The sequence below is a fragment of the Bradyrhizobium sp. U531 genome (assembly GCF_051710265.1).
In the GTDB taxonomy this organism is placed as follows: domain Bacteria; phylum Pseudomonadota; class Alphaproteobacteria; order Rhizobiales; family Xanthobacteraceae; genus Bradyrhizobium.
Map to the genome: position 1 here is coordinate 1,543,825 of NZ_JASVEN010000001.1, position 15,783 is coordinate 1,559,607.

Here is a 15,783-nt window from a genome sequence, read left to right on the forward strand (position 1 = left end):
ATGTCGCAGGCAATGTAGCGCCAATTCCCGGCGTTTGGCGCCTGAATCTGGATGCGGGATGCGACCTCCAATGCCGGCCGGCAATCTGGATCAGGCCCGCGCGTCTGCCCCCGGGAATAGACCGACCTGTCGGTTGTTGTTACAAGGGAACACGACCCAAAAGGGCATCCAGAGGAAACGTTCAACGTGGCATGGTTGCTTGCAGGCGTGGCAGCCTGGCTGGCCATCAACATCGCGCTGGTCTATCTGCGCACGCGCCGAAACCGCGACACGGAAGAGAGCGAGCCGCGGGTCTAATTGTTGCGGCGCGCAGCGCCGTTCGCGTCAGGGCGGCGGCTTTCACTCCGCGTGCAACGAGAAAGGCCCGCGCGACGCGGGCCCTCATCGACAAGGCCAGCTACTTCTGATCCTCGTTGCTGGTGCCGGTGCCTGGACTGCCGATCGGCGCCCCGTTCTGCGCATGACCGACGCCGGAGTTCCGTTCGGCTTGCGCCGCAGCCGGTGTCTTTCCATTTGCGGTCGGCGGCTGAACGTTCGGATTGTTCTGGCTGTTGTTGCTGTTGACGTTCGCGCCCGTGGTGGTGCCGTGCGTCCCCGTCCCTGAAGACGCCGACGGACCCGAATTGGCGCTGCTGGACGACGTGCCCATTCCGGCACCCGAGCTCGCCGCAGATCCCGCCCCGCCGGTGCCTGTCCCGGCGGCAGCGCCGGCCCCGCCACCCGCACCACCGCCCGCGCCTCCTCCGCCGCCACCACCCCCCTGAGCATAAGAGGTTGTCGAAAGCGCAATGCACGCGAAGGCTAAGAGGATGGACTTGCGGATCATGGATTGTCTCCCTGGTTTGCTGGACAATCCAGGGACCCGAGGAGTTGTTCCTCTATCTGCGGCCTTGCCGAACCTGGCACGCTTCAGCCGTGGGATGCCGCAGCCCTCAGCTTTCGTCGCTCTGCCAGAAGCTCAGTGATGGCTGGACCACGACCGCAAACGTTGCGAGTGCGACGATGGCGACAGCGATAAATGCAATTGCGAACTCTTCCATGGAGTCTCCTGGCGCCACAGCCCTCTCCCGGCATGGATGCCGGACCGTTGCGGCGGCATGGTGGCTCCAAGGTGGATTTAACATGCCTTTTGAAGACGGGTTCCTCGCCAGTCCTACTCGCTCAGGCACAGTCGGACCGCTCTCTTCAGGACATGAGCCTCGCGATGACGATCACCGCTCTCGCTACTTGCGAGAGCGGTTCGAGGCATAATCCAAAGTCAGACGGCTTTTTCCTTCAGTTCGAAATCCATCTGCCAGGTCGATTGTCCGGGCTGCTTTCGAAATATCCAGATGGTGAGGGTAGAACCTGCTGGAATGACGATGCTGTCGCCTTCATGCATCGTGAATTGCCGTATATTGTTCTCTGTTGCCCAGATTGAATGAGAGTAAACATCCTTGTCGCTGGCCTTGGTGCAGCTCAGGACTCCCCCACCGATGACTGCGCGGGTGATGGTCTGGCTAATTGACGAGTCCATGTGAATGGTAGTCATCTCGGCATTCTCCAAAAATATGAATAAAACGCCAGATGCTCCCTCAAGTTGTGCCGCTCTGTCAACAACCCGCTCTCGGATGTCGACTGTTTGCCTCAGGCGCAGGACACAATCGACATTCGCCGCGACGCGTTCAACGTCGAGCAATCGTCAATTGTTGCTCCGGTTCGCGCTGCGAAAGCTCTTGATCTCGGACACGCTGCCGTCGCGATAGGTCAGCTCCACCGAGATCGACTGCGTCGCTGGCGCGAGCTTCATGTAGAGCGGCATGCCGGCGGTGATCGCGCTGGGGTCGCGCATGTCGCAGGGCGGCATCTTCAGCACCTGGTTGGGCACGGCGCTGTCGATGCCGATGCGCACCTCGCGGATGGCGCAGCGATAGGACACGAGGTGGGTGTAGTAGACCAGCAGCCCGTTGAATTCGCGGAACGACAGCCAGCTCGTCGCGGTCATGTCGAGGATCTTGCGCTGGTCGCGGATCAGCGCGGCCTCGGGATCGAACCGGATCGGGAACGGCCCCTGCATGTCGCCGGACTGATCGACATAGCGGACCTCGATGGTGCCGGCCTGCGCATCCACAGGCAATTCGATCGACGGGTTCGGCATCCGCTTGCGCGTGCGCGGATCGAGCGTGTCGATGAATCCGGTCTCGCGGAAGTCGCCCTTTCCGGCCATGCGCCAGGAAATGCCGAGCGTCGGGTCGGCAAAGGAGAACACGACGCTCCAGCCGCCATTGTGCCGCGAGAAGCTCGCAATGGGCGCGTTGAGGGTTTCTTCCTTCGGCAGTTTCGGCACCGACACCGGCGGCAGCGCCGCGAGCTTCTGCTGCGGCGGATCGGCCGGCCGCGCAGTGTCCTTGGTCGTGCCGCTGAGGAAGACATCGTCGACCATCTGGTCGAAATAGACCGGCACCTGCCGGTGCTTCACGGTATCGGCCATCTCGCTGACGGCACGGCGGGTGCGCTGCGCCACCTGCACGAGGTTCTCGCCGGGCTGGAGCAGCTCTTTCGCGAAGGTGCGCGTGAATACCGAATTGGGATTGGCGTCGTCGTTGGACAGACGATCGAGCGCGGTCTGGCGGGGACCGGCCGAGAACACCGAGAACACGCCTTCGGGCAACTGCACCATCGGAGCAAGGCCGCCGCCGCCGGCGACCGCGCGGGTGCCCTTGCGTTCGAACGGGTTGTTGCGGCAGGCATCGAACACCAGGATTGAGGTGCGCGCCTTCTTGTTCTGGAGGCGCTCGACGATGCGGTCGGCCAGGATGGAGGCGTCGCGCACCAGCTCTTCCTGACCTTCGGTCGCCGCGGGGACGTCGGTCGGCAGCAGATAGTTCTGGCCCGCGATCTCGAAGCCGTGGCCGGCGTAGAAGAAGAACGCGGTGTCGCCGGGCTCGATCGCCTTGTCGAAAGCGAGCAGCGTCTCGGAGAATTGCTGCCGGTTCTGGTTCTCCGCGACCATCACCGAGAAGCCGAGCTGCTTGAGCGTGTCGCCCATGGTGCGGGCATCGTTGACCGCCTTGAGCAGCTTGGGAACGTTCCTGTAGTCGTTGTTGCCGACGACCAGCGCAACGCGCTTGTCGGCATGAGCGGGAAGCGCAAAGCCGCTGAGGCCCGCTGCCAGGCCAAGGGCTGCTAGAATTCTGAAAAGCCGACGCGTCATCGCAAGTTTCCCGTTGCAGAGCGGCGCAGAGGCCGCTTCCTTCGAACGTCGGTTCATTGGACCCCCCGCCGCTGTGTGATAGTCGGCCCAGACGTAATGGCGGTTCAAGGACCTGGGCTCCGGTTCCATGAACTGGCTATGGCAGATTCCCGTGGAATCTGCTCTTTCTGAGGCAATTGCGCTGCAAGCGGGGGCTGCCGTGTATCGCTGGTGTACCGACGAGGTCGAGCCGAGTGAACGCTTCGACTATTGGCGCGAGGTCCGCTCCAAGGGATTGTTCGGCGTCACCGCGGAGCTGGGGCGCGAGCGGCGCGCCGACTTCTCCGGTGAATTCTCGCTGCGCCAGCTCGGCGGCGCCGGCCTTGTCGAGCTGAAGGCCTCTTCCTACACGGTCGAGCGCAGCACCTCCGACATCGCCTACGCGCCGGGAGATGCGATCTGCGTCTACCAGCAGCTCGGCAGCGGCGGCTGGTTCGGCGGCATGCGCGGAAGCGACTTTGCGATTGCCAATGGCAGCTTCGCCACCAGCCACACCGACCTGCCTTACCGCACCGCACCGCTCGGTGCCGGCGGCTTTCACCTGCGCATCCTCAAGATCCCGGTCAGCAGCATCTCGGCGCAGGACAAGCGCATGCGCGAGCTTTCGCCCCGGACGTTCGGGGATCCCACGCTGGCACCCCTGCTCGGAGCCTGCTTCGGCGACCTCAACGAGGCCGCCGATGACGTCGCGCTCGATGCGCCTTCCCTCGTCCAGGCCCTCGCCCACCTCGCGCTAATCGAGCGCGGTATCGTCAGGCCCGGCAGCCGGAGCGGACAGGCCGCATTGCGCACCGCCCGCCACTCGCAGGCCCGCCGCCTCATCGCGCGCCACCTGCAAAACCCGGTTCTGGCGCCGACCATGGTGGCCGACGAGCTCGGCATATCCGTGCGCCACCTGCACATGCTGTTCGAGACCGCGGCGAAGAGCTTCTCGCAGACCGTGACGGACGAACGGCTGAAACAGAGCCGCCGCCTGATGCGCGAGGCCCCCGAGCGGCTGATCGCCGACATCGCGGCCTCCTGCGGCTTCGAGAGCCTGGCGACCTATTACCGGGTCTTCAACGCCGCCTACGGCATGGCCCCAGGTGACTTCCGGTCCGATTTCCGGGCTCAGGGCCCGGAGGGGCGCTAGCCGCGGTTTTGGCGTCTCTGTCCGGAACGCGGGGCCAGACGGAAAACCTGAGCCGCGCCCGCGATTTGGGCAAAACATCAGGCTTTTAGGGCCTTCCCGCGCCCGCTCCATTGACTTTGGCGGATTTCGCCCTATGTTCCGTGACGACGCGGCTCAGATCGAAGACCGATTCTCGAGCCTTGCGCTTTGTTCGCGTGAGTCAGCACCCCCAGCTTCTTTGAGAGCGCGCCGTTTCGGGGTGGAACGCGACAGCCTTATCACTCTCGATTCCGAACGGCGGTTTCGACCAGAGGCTCAATGTCCTTTACAGATCTCGGACTGTCCGAAAAAGTCCTCGCCGCAGTCGCGGCCACCGGTTACACCACCCCCACCCCCATTCAGGAACAGGCGATCCCCCACGTCCTCGCACGCAAGGACGTGCTCGGCATCGCCCAGACCGGCACCGGCAAGACCGCGGCCTTCGTGCTGCCGATGCTCACGATCCTCGAGAAGGGTCGCGCCCGGGCGCGCATGCCGCGCACGCTGATCCTGGAGCCGACCCGCGAGCTTGCGGCGCAGGTGAAGGAAAACTTCGACCGCTACGGCGCCGGCCAGAAACTCAACGTCGCCCTGCTGATCGGCGGCGTCTCCTTCGGCGACCAGGACGCCAAGCTGACGCGCGGCGTCGACGTGCTGATCGCAACCCCGGGCCGCCTGCTCGACCATACCGAGCGCGGCGGCCTCTTGCTCACCGGCGTCGAACTGCTCGTCATCGACGAAGCCGATCGCATGCTCGACATGGGCTTCATTCCCGACATCGAGCGCGTCTGCAAGCTCGTCCCCTTCACGCGGCAGACCCTGTTCTTCACCGCGACCATGCCGCCGGAAATCCGGCGCATCACCGAAGCCTTCCTGCACAATCCGCAGAAGGTCGAGGTCTCCAAACCCGCCACCACCGCCGTCACCGTGACGCAAGTCCAGGTGCCTGCCGGGCGCGAGGCGCATGAGAAGCGCGATCTCCTGCGCCGCCTGCTGCGCGAGGCCAAGGACCTCAAGAACGCGATCATCTTCTGCAATCGCAAGCGCGAGGTCGCGATCGTTCACAAATCGCTGCAGAAGCACGGCTTCAGCGTCGGTGCGCTACACGGCGACATGGATCAGTCGGCCCGCACGGCGGCACTCGAACAGTTCCGCAAGGGTGAGCTTCCGCTGCTGGTCGCCTCCGACGTTGCCGCCCGCGGCCTCGACATTCCCGAGGTTAGCCACGTCTTCAATTTCGACGTTCCCCATCACGCCGACGATTACGTTCACCGCATCGGCCGCACCGGCCGCGCCGGGCGCACCGGCACTGCGATCTCGATCGTCACGCCGCTCGACCAGAAGTCGATGGTGGCCATCGAGAAGCTGATCGGCCAGAGCATTCCGCGCGCCGAAGGCGATTTCGAAATCCACACCGAGGCCGGCGATGCGACCGAGCGTCCGCGCGAGTCGCGTGGCCGCGAGCGTTCGCGTGGCGGACGCGGCAAGCCGCAGCGCGGCCGTGACCGTGAGCGCAGCCACGAGCCGCGCGAAGCGCGTGGCGAGCCGAGGCAACCTTCCGAGGCAAGGCATTCGTCCGAAGCCAGGCAGCCCTCGGGAGCAAGGCAACCCTCCGAAGCGCGGCATCGCTCCGAAGAGAAGCATGCGAGCGAGCCGCGTCGCAGCGCACGACAACAGCCGGCCAACGATTCGCACGTGCCGTCGATCGGCCGTCCCGAGCCGCGCCGCCAACGCGAAGCCGATACCGAGCCGGGCGATCATTCGCACCTGCCGGCGTTCCTGCTCCGGCCCGTGCGGTCGTCTCCCGCTGGCGCTTGACGCGCGCCAGCGCGTCCGGTTTCAGTTGCGGAAACGGGAAGCACACGTTTTTAGACGTTTCGTGGACGTATATTTACGGGGCGTTCACGAACGTCCGTTAGCCTACGAACATAATTTAAGTATTGCTGCGGTCGACGACGCACCGACCGCTGTGGGGTATGTTCCGTGGTCAAGGTGCTCGACGAACACGAACGCACGATGGCGTTCGCCGAAGTAGCGCTCGGTCAGATCCGATCGCTTCGGCAGACGGCAATTCCCCGCAATTACGAGATCTGGTACGTCTACGCCACCGGCTACAACGCTCCGCTCAACAAGATCGTCAACGAGACGCTCGCGCGCAGCGGCAAGCTGACGGAAGCCGATCTCGAGCAGATCTACGAGACCTACCTCTCCCACATCAAGACCACCGACCGCATCGACAAGGTCGGCGCGCGCGTCATCGGCGAGATCGACGACGTCATGCGAGTCCTCGGCGATGCCCTCGGCATGACCGGCTCCTACGATGCCAGCCTGTCGGGCGCGACCAAAGAGCTGTCGTCGGCCAAGAGCCGCGACCAGATCAAGACGATCGTCGAAACCTTGCTGCGCTCGACCAGCGAGATGCGCGAGACCAACAAGGCGCTTGAAGACCGCCTGACGCTGTCGAAGAACGAGATCAGCAATCTCCAGCAGAGCCTGGAGGCGATCCGCGCCGAGAGCCTGACCGATCCGCTCACCGGCCTCGGCAATCGCAAATATTTCGACCGCATGATCGGCATGGCCGTGCAGAGCGCGCTTGCCTCGGGCGAGCCGCTGTCGCTGCTGCTGTTCGACATCGATCACTTCAAGTCGTTCAACGATTCCTACGGCCATCTCACCGGCGACCAGGTGCTGCGGCTCGTGGGCCTGTCGCTGAAGCAGACCATCAAGGGCCAGGACATCACCGCGCGCTATGGCGGCGAGGAGTTCGCGGTGGTGCTGCCCAATACCGCGCTGCGTCAGGCCCTCACTGTGGCCGACCACATCCGACGCGCGGTGATGGCCAAGGAATTGAAGAAGAAGTCCACCGGCGAGATCCTCGGCCGCGTCACCATCTCGGTCGGCGTCTCCATGCTCAAGGCGGGCGACGATCCCGACGCCTTGATCGAACGCGCCGATGCCTGCCTCTACGCCGCCAAGCGCAATGGCCGCAACCGCGTGATCTGCGAAGCCGATCCGGAATACGCGATCGAGACCCACAGCCGCGTGGCGTAGGTTTTTCCGCCTTTGCCGCAAGGGTGGGCAAAGCGCAAGCGTGCCCACCACCTGTCTCGATCTTGGAAAGACCGTGGGCACGGCGCTGCGCGCCTTTGCCTACCCTACGGCACCGCCGCTTGACATTCTTCGGTGGCAAGCAACATCTTCCTCGCGCCCGACCGCGAGGACTTGTCATCGTGCCCAATCCTCATGACTTCCACACGCCGCAGCCGTCCTACACCCGGGACGAACTGCTGAGATCGAGCGACGGCGGCTATTTCGGCCCCGGCAACGCGCAATTGCCTGCGCCGCCGATGCTGATGATGGATCGCATCACGGAGATCAGCCTGGACGGCGGCGCGTATGGCAAAGGCCATATCGTCGGCGAGTTCGATATCACGCCCGATCGCTGGTTCTTCGATTGCCACTATCGCGGCGACGCGGTGATGCCGCCGACGCTGGGGCTCGACGCCATGTGGCAGATGGTCGGCTATTGGCTCGGCTGGTCGGGCTCACCGGGCAAGGGCCGCGCCATCGGCGTCGGTGAGGTGGAGGCGACAGGGCTCATCTCACCGGAGACGCGCTGCGTGCGCTACGAGGTCGCCATGCGCATGGTCCGTCGCGGCAAGCTGGTGCTCGGCATTGCCGACGGCCGCGTGCTCGCAGATGGCGTCTGCGTGTTCACGGCCAAGGATATGAGAGTCGGTTTGACCCAAGCCGCGGACTGAACTCTCGTAGGGTGGGCAAAGGCGCAACGCGCCGTGCCCATGATCTCGACGTGACTATTTCGAACCGTGGGCACGCTTCGCTTTGCCCACCCTACGCACTGCCTTCTTGGCAGCCTTCTTGGCCACGGACTTCTTCGGCGCGACCTTCTTCTTCGCCGCTTTCTTCCCCTTCGGCCGCGTCTTCACCTTGGCACGCTGGGCGGCCGCGAGCGCGGCCCTCGCCCATCGCACGAAATCCTCGGAATCGTCGAACAGCCGCGCCGGCAGCTCCCAATAGGAGTTGACCACCACCGTCTTGGCGCGGGTCGAATATTGAAACGGCTTTGAGCCTTCGGCTTCGAAATCCGGGATCGTCACGTCGTCGACGCGAAAGAACAAGCCCGCACGCAAGGCGAGCGCGAAGTTGACGCCCTCGACCGAGATGCCGTGGCCGGAGAACATCTTTCGGATGGTGACGGGGCCGAAATCGGCGAACAGGTCGATCAGGAATTCGCGGTCCATGAGCACGCTTTCTCGTGCCCCGGACGCAGCGCGCCGTGAAACGGTGCGCTGCTGAGCCGGGGCCCAGTCCCCTTATGATTGGAACTATAGCGTGGGTCCCGGCTCTGCGCAGCAGCGCAAGCGCGCTGCAGCGCGTCCGGGACACCAGAGCGGAACGCTGGGTGAATTACCCGTCGATCTTGGCCGGGCGCAGCTCGACCGACTCGCCGCAGCCGCAGGCGGAGATCTGGTTGGGGTTGTTGAAGACGAACTGGGCCTGCATCTTGTCGGCCTTGTAGTCCATCTCGGTGCCGAGCAGGAACAGCACGGCCTTGGGGTCGACCAGGATCTTCACGCCCTTGTCCTCGACGACCTCGTCGGTCGGGCGGACGTCGTGGGCGTATTCGACCGTGTAGGACTGGCCGGCGCAGCCGCCGTTCTTGACGCCGACGCGCAGGCCCACGATCTCGGAATCGGCGCGCTGGGTCAGCTCGCTGATGCGCTGGGCGGCGGCATCCGTCAGCCGCATCACCTGCGGGCGCGGACGCCGCGGCTTCGGAGTGGATGCTGGGGTTGCCTGTGTCATGTCAGTGATGTGGTCCGTTGCGGAGCGAATTCAATATCGAGGTTACGCGTCACCACATGTTGAGGACGAGGCGCGCCTCGTCGCTCATGCGCTCGGGCGACCACGGCGGCTCCCAGACGACCTTGACGTCGACCACGCCGACGCCGGGCACGCTGGCAACCGCGTTCTCGACCATGGTCGGCAGCTCGCCGGCGGCCGGACAGTTCGGCGTCGTCAGCGTCATCTGGACGTCGACCGAGCGGTCGTCCTTGATCTCGACCTTGTAGATCAGGCCGAGCTCGTAAATGTCGGCCGGAATTTCCGGGTCGAACACGGTCTTGAGCCCGGCGATGATCTCGGTGGTCAGACGTTCGGTCTCCTCCGGCGGCAACGCCGAATGGGTCTCCATCGGACTAGCTTTGATTTCGGCCGTGTCACTCATGCGAACAAATCCCGCGCCTTCAAAAGCGCCTGTGCCAGATGATCGACTTCTTCCCGCGTATTATACATGCCGAACGAGGCCCGGCAGGTGGCCGTGACGTTGAACCGCTCTAAAAGCGGCATCACGCAATGGGTTCCGGCGCGCACCGCGATGCCCTGGCGGTCGATGACGGTGGCAATGTCGTGAGCGTGCGCGCCCTTGAGCTCGAATGAGATCACCGGGCCCTTGCCGCGCGCCGTGCCGATCAGCCGCAGCGAGTTGATCTCGCGCAGCTTCTCCTGGGCATAATTGGTGAGATCGGCCTCGTGGGCGGCGATGCGCTCCTTGCCGATCGAATTGACGTAGTCGATGGCTGCGCCCAGCCCGACGGCCTCGACGATCGCCGGCGTGCCCGCCTCGAACTTGTGCGGGGGATCGCCATAGGTGACGATTTCGCGCGAAACCTCGCGGATCATCTCGCCGCCGCCATTGAAGGGACGCATCGCGACGAGGTGGTCGTATTTGGCCCAGAGCACGCCGATGCCGGTCGGCCCGTAAACCTTGTGGCCGGTGAAGACGTAGAAGTCGCAGCCGATGTCCTGGACGTCGATCGGCAGATGCACCGCGCCCTGGCTGCCGTCGACCAGCACGGGAATGCCGCGCGCATGGGCGATCTTCACGACGTCCTTGACCGGCACGATGGTGCCGAGCGCGTTCGACATCTGGGTGATCGCGACCAGCTTGGTCTTCGAGGTCAGGAGTTTTTCGAACTCCTCGATCAGGAAATTGCCCTCGTCGTCGACCGGCGCCCATTTGATCACGGCACCCTGGCGCTCCCTCAGGAAGTGCCAGGGCACGATGTTGGAATGGTGCTCCATGATCGAGATGACGATCTCGTCGCCTTCCCCGATGTTCGGCCCACCCCAGGACGACGCGACCAGATTGATCGCCTCGGTCGCGTTGCGGGTGAAGATCACTTCTTCCGTCCGGGGCGCGTTGATGAACTGCGCCACCCTGGTACGGCCGCCCTCATAAGCTTCCGTCGCCGCATTGGCGAGGTAGTGCAGGCCGCGATGCACGTTGGCGTATTCGGATTGATAAGCCTGCGTCATGCGGTCGAGCACGGCACTCGGCTTCTGCGCGGATGCGGCGTTGTCGAGATAGACCAGCGGCTTGCCATAGACCTGCATGCCGAGCGCCGGAAAATCCTGGCGCACGCGCGCGACGTCGTAGGTGCCGTTCTTGACCGCGGGATGCGTGCTCATTGGCGACGCTCCAGCCAGCGCTCGGCAATGCCGATCACGTGCTCGCGCAGGGTATCATCAGCGATCTGCTCGATTGCCTCGCCGACGAAGGCCTGGATCAGCAGCGCCTGGGCCTGCTTCTCCGGCAGGCCGCGGGCCTTCAGATAGAACAGCAGGCTGTCGTCGAGCGCGCCGGCGGTGGCGCCGTGGCCGCAGGAGACGTCGTCGGCGAAGATCTCGAGCTCCGGCTTGTTGTCGGCCTCGGCTTCGTCCGAGAGCAGCAGCGCCCGGATCATCATCTTGCCGTCCGTCTTCTGCGCGTCGGGACGGACGATGATGCGGCCCTGGAATACCGAGTGCCCACGATCGTCGATCACGGCGCGGAAGACTTCACGGCTGACGCAGTTCGGCACGGCGTGGTCGACCACCAGGGTGGTGTCGCCATGCTCGGTCTTCTGCAACAAATTGACGCCGTTGGCGGAGAGCTCGCTGCCCTCGCCCGCCAGCGTGATGAAGCCCTGCAGACGGCTCACGGCAGCGCCGGTGGTCATGTTGAAGAAATTGTACTTCACGTTGGCGCCGATGGTGACGAAATGCGACGAGATGTTCGCCGCGTCGGGCGCATCGTCCATCAGCCGGATATGAGCGACGTCGGATTCATCGGCCACCGTGATGATCACGGCGTCGTTGACCTGGTAGGCCTTGGCGCCAGCTGCGACGAAGGTCTCGACGATGGTGGCGTGAACGCCCTTCCCGATCGCGACCTGCGAACGGGAGAACGCGGAGGCCGACGCTGATGTCGCGACGTGAATGATCTGGATCGGGGCGGACAGTTTTGCGCCGTCGGCAATCGACAGCACGACACCGTCGGTCGCCATCGCTGCGTTCAGTGCGATCACGGCATCGGTAGTTGCGGTCGTCAGCAGACCCGCGTCCTTGTCCAAAGTCTCCCGCAAAGTCCTGAAGCCAGCTTCAGCAGCAACCGACTTCACGTCAGACAGATCGGCCGCGAACACGCCATCGACCAGCACCAGCTTGCGGGCGCCGGGGATCGCGTGCGCCTTCACCGCTTCTGCGGCGCGCTTGAGCGCGGCGGCGTCCGGCGCGGCCGCCAGCGGCAGCACCTCGCCGACCAGCGCGCGCAGGTCAGTGTATTTCCATTCCTCGATCCGGCGGTGCGGCAGGCCGAGACGCTCATAGGTCTCGAACGCCTCGCGGCGCACGGCGATCACGGAAGGCGAACCCGGCAGCCGGCCCTCGGCGCTGGTGAAGAGATCGCTCACCGCGCGGCCCTTTCCGGTCTTTGCCACAGCAACGTTCATTGCAAACAATCCTTACGCGGCGTCCTCGAACTGGGCGTAGCCGGATGCTTCCAGCTCCAGCGCCAGTTCCTTGCCGCCGCTCTTCACGACACGGCCCTTCGACATCACGTGCACGATGTCGGGCACGATGTAGTTCAGCAGCCGCTGATAGTGGGTGATGACGACCATCGCGCGCTTCGGCGAATGCAGCGCGTTGACGCCGTCGGCCGCAATGCGCAGCGCGTCGATGTCGAGGCCGGAATCCATCTCGTCGAGGATGCACAGGCTCGGCTCGAACAGCGCCATCTGCAGCACCTCGTTGCGCTTCTTCTCGCCGCCGGAGAAGCCGACATTGACGCCGCGCTTGAGCATGTCCTGCGGGATGTTCAGCGACTTCGAGACCTCGCGGACCTTCTTCAAAAAGTCTGGCGTCGAAAACTCGCTCTCGCCACGCGCCTTGCGCTGGGCGTTCAGGGCGGTGCGCAGGAAGTTCATGGTGGCGACGCCGGGAATCTCGACCGGATACTGGAACGCCAGGAACACGCCCTTGGCGGCGCGCATATCGGGCGACATCTCCAGCAGGTCCTCGCCCCTGAACAGGATCTGGCCGTCGGTGACCTCGTAGCCGGGCTTGCCGGCGATGACGTGCGAGAGCGTCGACTTGCCGGAGCCGTTCGGCCCCATGATCGCGTGGATCTCGCCTTCGTTCACGGTCAGCGTCAGCCCGTGGAGGATCTCACGCTCCTCGACACGAACCTTGAGGTCTTTCACTTCAAGCAAAGCCATCTTGGTATCCAGTTTATTCAATTGATGTTGGAGCGCGAGATGCGCACCGCGAGGGTCGGCAATTAGCCGACCGACCCTTCAAGCGAGATCGAGATCAGCTTCTGCGCTTCCACCGCGAATTCCATCGGCAGTTGCTGCAGCACGTCCTTGACGAAGCCGTTGACGACGAGGCCGACCGCCTCTTCCTGGGAGAGGCCGCGCTGGATGCAGTAGAACAGCACGTCCTCGGAGATCTTCGAGGTCGTCGCTTCGTGCTCGAAGGTCGCAGACGAGTTCTTCGCCTCGATATACGGCACGGTGTGCGCGCCGCATTTGTCGCCGATCAGCAGCGAGTCGCAGGCGGTGAAGTTGCGCGCGCCGGTCGCTTTCCGATGCGCCGTGACAAGACCACGATAAGTGTTCTGCGACTTGCCGGCCGCGATGCCCTTGGAGATGATCCGGCTCGACGTGTTCTTGCCGAGGTGGATCATCTTGGTGCCCGAGTCGACCTGCTGATAGCCGTTCGAGATCGCGATCGAGTAGAACTCGCCACGCGAATTATCACCGCGCAGGATGCAGCTCGGATATTTCCAGGTGATCGCAGATCCCGTTTCGACCTGGGTCCAGGAGATCTTGGAGTTGTTGCCGCGGCAGTCACCACGCTTGGTGACGAAATTGTAGATGCCGCCCTTGCCTTCCGAGTTGCCGGGGTACCAGTTCTGCACCGTCGAATATTTGATCTCGGCATCGTCATGCGCGACGAGCTCGACCACGGCGGCGTGCAGCTGGTTCTCGTCGCGCTGCGGCGCGGTGCAGCCTTCGAGATAGGAGACGTAGGAGCCCTTGTCCGCGATGATCAGCGTGCGCTCGAACTGGCCGGTGTTGCGCTCGTTGATGCGGAAATAGGTCGACAACTCCATCGGGCAGCGCACGCCCGGCGGCACGTAGACGAACGAGCCGTCGGAGAACACCGCCGAGTTCAGCGTCGCGTAGAAATTGTCGGAGGTCGGGACCACCGAACCCAGGTATTTCTGGACGAGTTCGGGATGCTCGCGGATCGCCTCCGAGATCGGCATGAAGATCACGCCGGCCTTCTTCAGCTCCGCCTTGAAGGTGGTCGCAACCGAGACCGAATCGAACACTGCATCGACCGCGATCTTGCGGCGCGCAGGATCTTCCTCGCCGGGCTTCGGCTCGACGCCTTCGAGCATGGCGACTTCCCGCAGGGGAATGCCGAGCTTCTCGTAGGTCTTCAGGATCTCCGGATCGATCTCGTCGAGCGAGGTGACCGTCTTCTTCGGCTTCGGCGCCGCGTAGTAATAGAGGTCCTGGAAGTCGATCTTGGGATAGTCGACGCGCGCCCAGGTCGGCTCCTGCATGGTCAGCCAGCGCCGATAGGCCTCGAGCCGCCACTGGAGCATCCAGTCGGGTTCGTTCTTCTTCTGCGAGATGAATTTTACGATCTCTTCCGACAGACCCTTGGGGGCCTTTTCGGTGTCGATCAGGGTCTCAAACCCATAACGATACTGGTCGACGTCGATGCGCTTCACGCGCTCGACCGTCTCTTGTACGGCTGGCATTCCATCCTCCGCTCGCGGTTTCAAGGACCGCGGTGGATCAAACTTCGACGAGTATTACGATGTTTCTGTGCGGAAAGCACGGGCTTAGAACCGTTCAAGCCGTGTTTCATCGCTTAGGTCTTAAGTAGGCTATTACCGAGCTTTCGCCAAGCCTCTAACGCCCTGTTGATGTCATCCGGTTCCGTGGACCAGCCCAGACTGAGGCGCACCGCTCCCTGGGCCACCGCGGGGTCGAAGCCCATGGCCGACAGAACGTGGGACGGCTGGACCTTGCCCGAGGAACAGGCGGAACCCGAGGACACGGCGACGCCTTCGAGATCAAACCCAATGACCGCGGTCTCGGCCTTGAGACCGGGCGCCGTGAACAGGACGGTATTCGGCAACCGCTCGACGGCATCTGAGAAGATCGTTGCGCCCGGAACGCTTCGGATGCCATTTTCCAAGCGATCTCTGAGGGTTGCCACACGCTCCGCATCTTTCGGCAGAGCCTGAAGCGCCATCTTCACCGCCGCACCGAAGCCGGCGATTCCTGCCACGTTCTCGGTTCCGGCGCGGCGATTCAGCTCCTGGCCCCCGCCCAGCAGCACCGGCTCAAGTCCTGCGATCCCGTCGGCCACGACAAGTGCACCGATGCCCTTGGGGCCGCCAATCTTGTGCGCAGAAAAGGTCGCAAGGTCAGCGCCTATGGCCTTGATGTCGAATGGAATCTTGCCCAGCGCCTGGATCGCATCGACGTGCAGGAGGCCGCCGGCCTCGTGGACGATCCGCGCCGCCTCCGCGACCGGCTGAAGCGCGCCCGTCTCGTTGTTGGCGGCCATGACCGAAACCAGCGCCGGCGGACCATCGGCAAGGCAAGCCTTTAGGACTTCCAGATCGATCACGCCGGAGCGCGTGACCGGGATGAGGCCGATCGTGGCCTGCTGGAATCGCCCGCCGGCCAGCACCGAGGGGTGCTCGACCGCCGAGACCAGGAGCCGCTCCACGGGGCCGCTGGATGGCCCTCGCAGACCCGGTGACAGGGCCAGCGCATTGGCCTCGGTTCCGACCGACGTGAAGATCACGTTCCGCGGCAGGGCTCCCACCGCCACGGCGAGCGCGGCCCGCGCCTCTTCGACCAGCCGTCGCGCCTCCCGCCCCTCGGCATGGACCGACGACGGATTGCCGACCAGATCATAGGCGGCAACCATCGCCGCCCGCGTCTCGGGGCGCAGCGGCGTGGTCGCGTTCCAGTCGAGATAGACCCGGGTCGGCATGTCGCCCTCTTAGCACCTTTTGCCATCCCGC

15 protein-coding genes are annotated in these 15,783 nt (G+C 64.2%); 4 read left to right on the forward strand and 11 right to left on the reverse strand.

Annotated elements, in window-relative coordinates:
* Positions 1-397: 397 nt before the first annotated feature.
* The 3 genes from QRQ56_RS07640 to QRQ56_RS07650 all read right to left on the reverse strand — a co-directional run bounded on the left by QRQ56_RS07640 (position 398) and on the right by QRQ56_RS07650 (position 3,193).
* On the reverse strand, positions 398-649 hold the full coding sequence (locus tag QRQ56_RS07640) for a hypothetical protein (protein ID WP_438738850.1): 252 nt from the start codon (positions 647-649) through the stop codon (positions 398-400).
* A 609-nt stretch (positions 650-1,258) separates the two neighbouring features.
* Complete coding sequence (locus QRQ56_RS07645; RefSeq protein WP_438738851.1) at positions 1,259-1,678, reverse strand: hypothetical protein; 420 nt, start codon at positions 1,676-1,678, stop codon at positions 1,259-1,261.
* 3 nt (positions 1,679-1,681) lie between these two features.
* Positions 1,682-3,193, reverse strand: coding sequence for a caspase family protein (locus QRQ56_RS07650; protein ID WP_438738853.1), 1,512 nt, complete (start codon positions 3,191-3,193; stop codon positions 1,682-1,684).
* Between the two features lie 199 nt (positions 3,194-3,392).
* On the opposite strand from QRQ56_RS07650, the gene QRQ56_RS07655 reads away from it, so the two are divergent.
* The 4 genes from QRQ56_RS07655 to fabA all read left to right on the forward strand — a co-directional run bounded on the left by QRQ56_RS07655 (position 3,393) and on the right by fabA (position 8,143).
* On the forward strand, positions 3,393-4,364 hold the full coding sequence (locus QRQ56_RS07655) for a helix-turn-helix transcriptional regulator (RefSeq protein WP_438738854.1): 972 nt from the start codon (positions 3,393-3,395) through the stop codon (positions 4,362-4,364).
* Positions 4,365-4,661: 297 nt separating this feature from the next.
* Positions 4,662-6,200 carry a DEAD/DEAH box helicase gene (locus QRQ56_RS07660; protein WP_438738855.1) on the forward strand — a complete coding sequence of 513 codons (1,539 nt, stop codon included), beginning with the start codon at positions 4,662-4,664 and terminating at the stop codon, positions 6,198-6,200.
* Positions 6,201-6,365: 165 nt separating this feature from the next.
* Entirely contained in the window at positions 6,366-7,433 is a 1,068-nt protein-coding gene (locus QRQ56_RS07665) for a GGDEF domain-containing protein (protein WP_438738857.1), read from the forward strand.
* A gap of 179 nt (positions 7,434-7,612) precedes the next feature.
* On the forward strand, positions 7,613-8,143 hold the full coding sequence (gene fabA / locus QRQ56_RS07670; RefSeq protein WP_438738858.1) for a bifunctional 3-hydroxydecanoyl-ACP dehydratase/trans-2-decenoyl-ACP isomerase: 531 nt from the start codon (positions 7,613-7,615) through the stop codon (positions 8,141-8,143).
* A gap of 54 nt (positions 8,144-8,197) precedes the next feature.
* On the opposite strand, the gene QRQ56_RS07675 is transcribed toward fabA, so the two are convergent.
* The 8 genes from QRQ56_RS07675 to QRQ56_RS07710 all read right to left on the reverse strand — a co-directional run bounded on the left by QRQ56_RS07675 (position 8,198) and on the right by QRQ56_RS07710 (position 15,752).
* Positions 8,198-8,644, reverse strand: a complete 447-nt coding sequence (locus QRQ56_RS07675; RefSeq protein WP_438740109.1) for a TfoX/Sxy family protein — start codon at positions 8,642-8,644, stop codon at positions 8,198-8,200.
* Between the two features lie 166 nt (positions 8,645-8,810).
* Positions 8,811-9,209 carry a HesB/IscA family protein gene (locus QRQ56_RS07680; RefSeq protein WP_195798296.1) on the reverse strand — a complete coding sequence of 133 codons (399 nt, stop codon included), beginning with the start codon at positions 9,207-9,209 and terminating at the stop codon, positions 8,811-8,813.
* A gap of 49 nt (positions 9,210-9,258) precedes the next feature.
* A complete protein-coding gene (locus QRQ56_RS07685) occupies positions 9,259-9,630 on the reverse strand; it encodes an SUF system Fe-S cluster assembly protein (RefSeq protein WP_018323035.1) in 372 nt (123 codons plus the stop codon).
* Positions 9,627-10,874 carry a cysteine desulfurase gene (locus QRQ56_RS07690; RefSeq protein WP_438738861.1) on the reverse strand — a complete coding sequence of 416 codons (1,248 nt, stop codon included), beginning with the start codon at positions 10,872-10,874 and terminating at the stop codon, positions 9,627-9,629. The genes QRQ56_RS07685 and QRQ56_RS07690 overlap by 4 nt, the downstream gene beginning before the upstream one ends.
* Positions 10,871-12,175: a Fe-S cluster assembly protein SufD gene (gene sufD / locus QRQ56_RS07695; RefSeq protein ID WP_438738862.1), complete on the reverse strand. Its 1,305-nt coding sequence runs from the start codon at positions 12,173-12,175 to the stop codon at positions 10,871-10,873. The genes QRQ56_RS07690 and sufD overlap by 4 nt, the downstream gene beginning before the upstream one ends.
* Positions 12,176-12,187: 12 nt before the next feature.
* A complete protein-coding gene (gene sufC / locus QRQ56_RS07700) occupies positions 12,188-12,940 on the reverse strand; it encodes a Fe-S cluster assembly ATPase SufC (RefSeq protein ID WP_438738864.1) in 753 nt (250 codons plus the stop codon).
* Between the two features lie 62 nt (positions 12,941-13,002).
* Complete coding sequence (gene sufB, locus QRQ56_RS07705) at positions 13,003-14,499, reverse strand: Fe-S cluster assembly protein SufB (protein ID WP_438738866.1); 1,497 nt, start codon at positions 14,497-14,499, stop codon at positions 13,003-13,005.
* A 113-nt stretch (positions 14,500-14,612) separates the two neighbouring features.
* The gene (locus tag QRQ56_RS07710; protein ID WP_438738868.1) at positions 14,613-15,752 is read right to left on the reverse strand and encodes a cysteine desulfurase family protein; all 1,140 of its coding nucleotides are present in this window, start codon (positions 15,750-15,752) and stop codon (positions 14,613-14,615) included.
* Positions 15,753-15,783 lie beyond the last annotated feature (31 nt).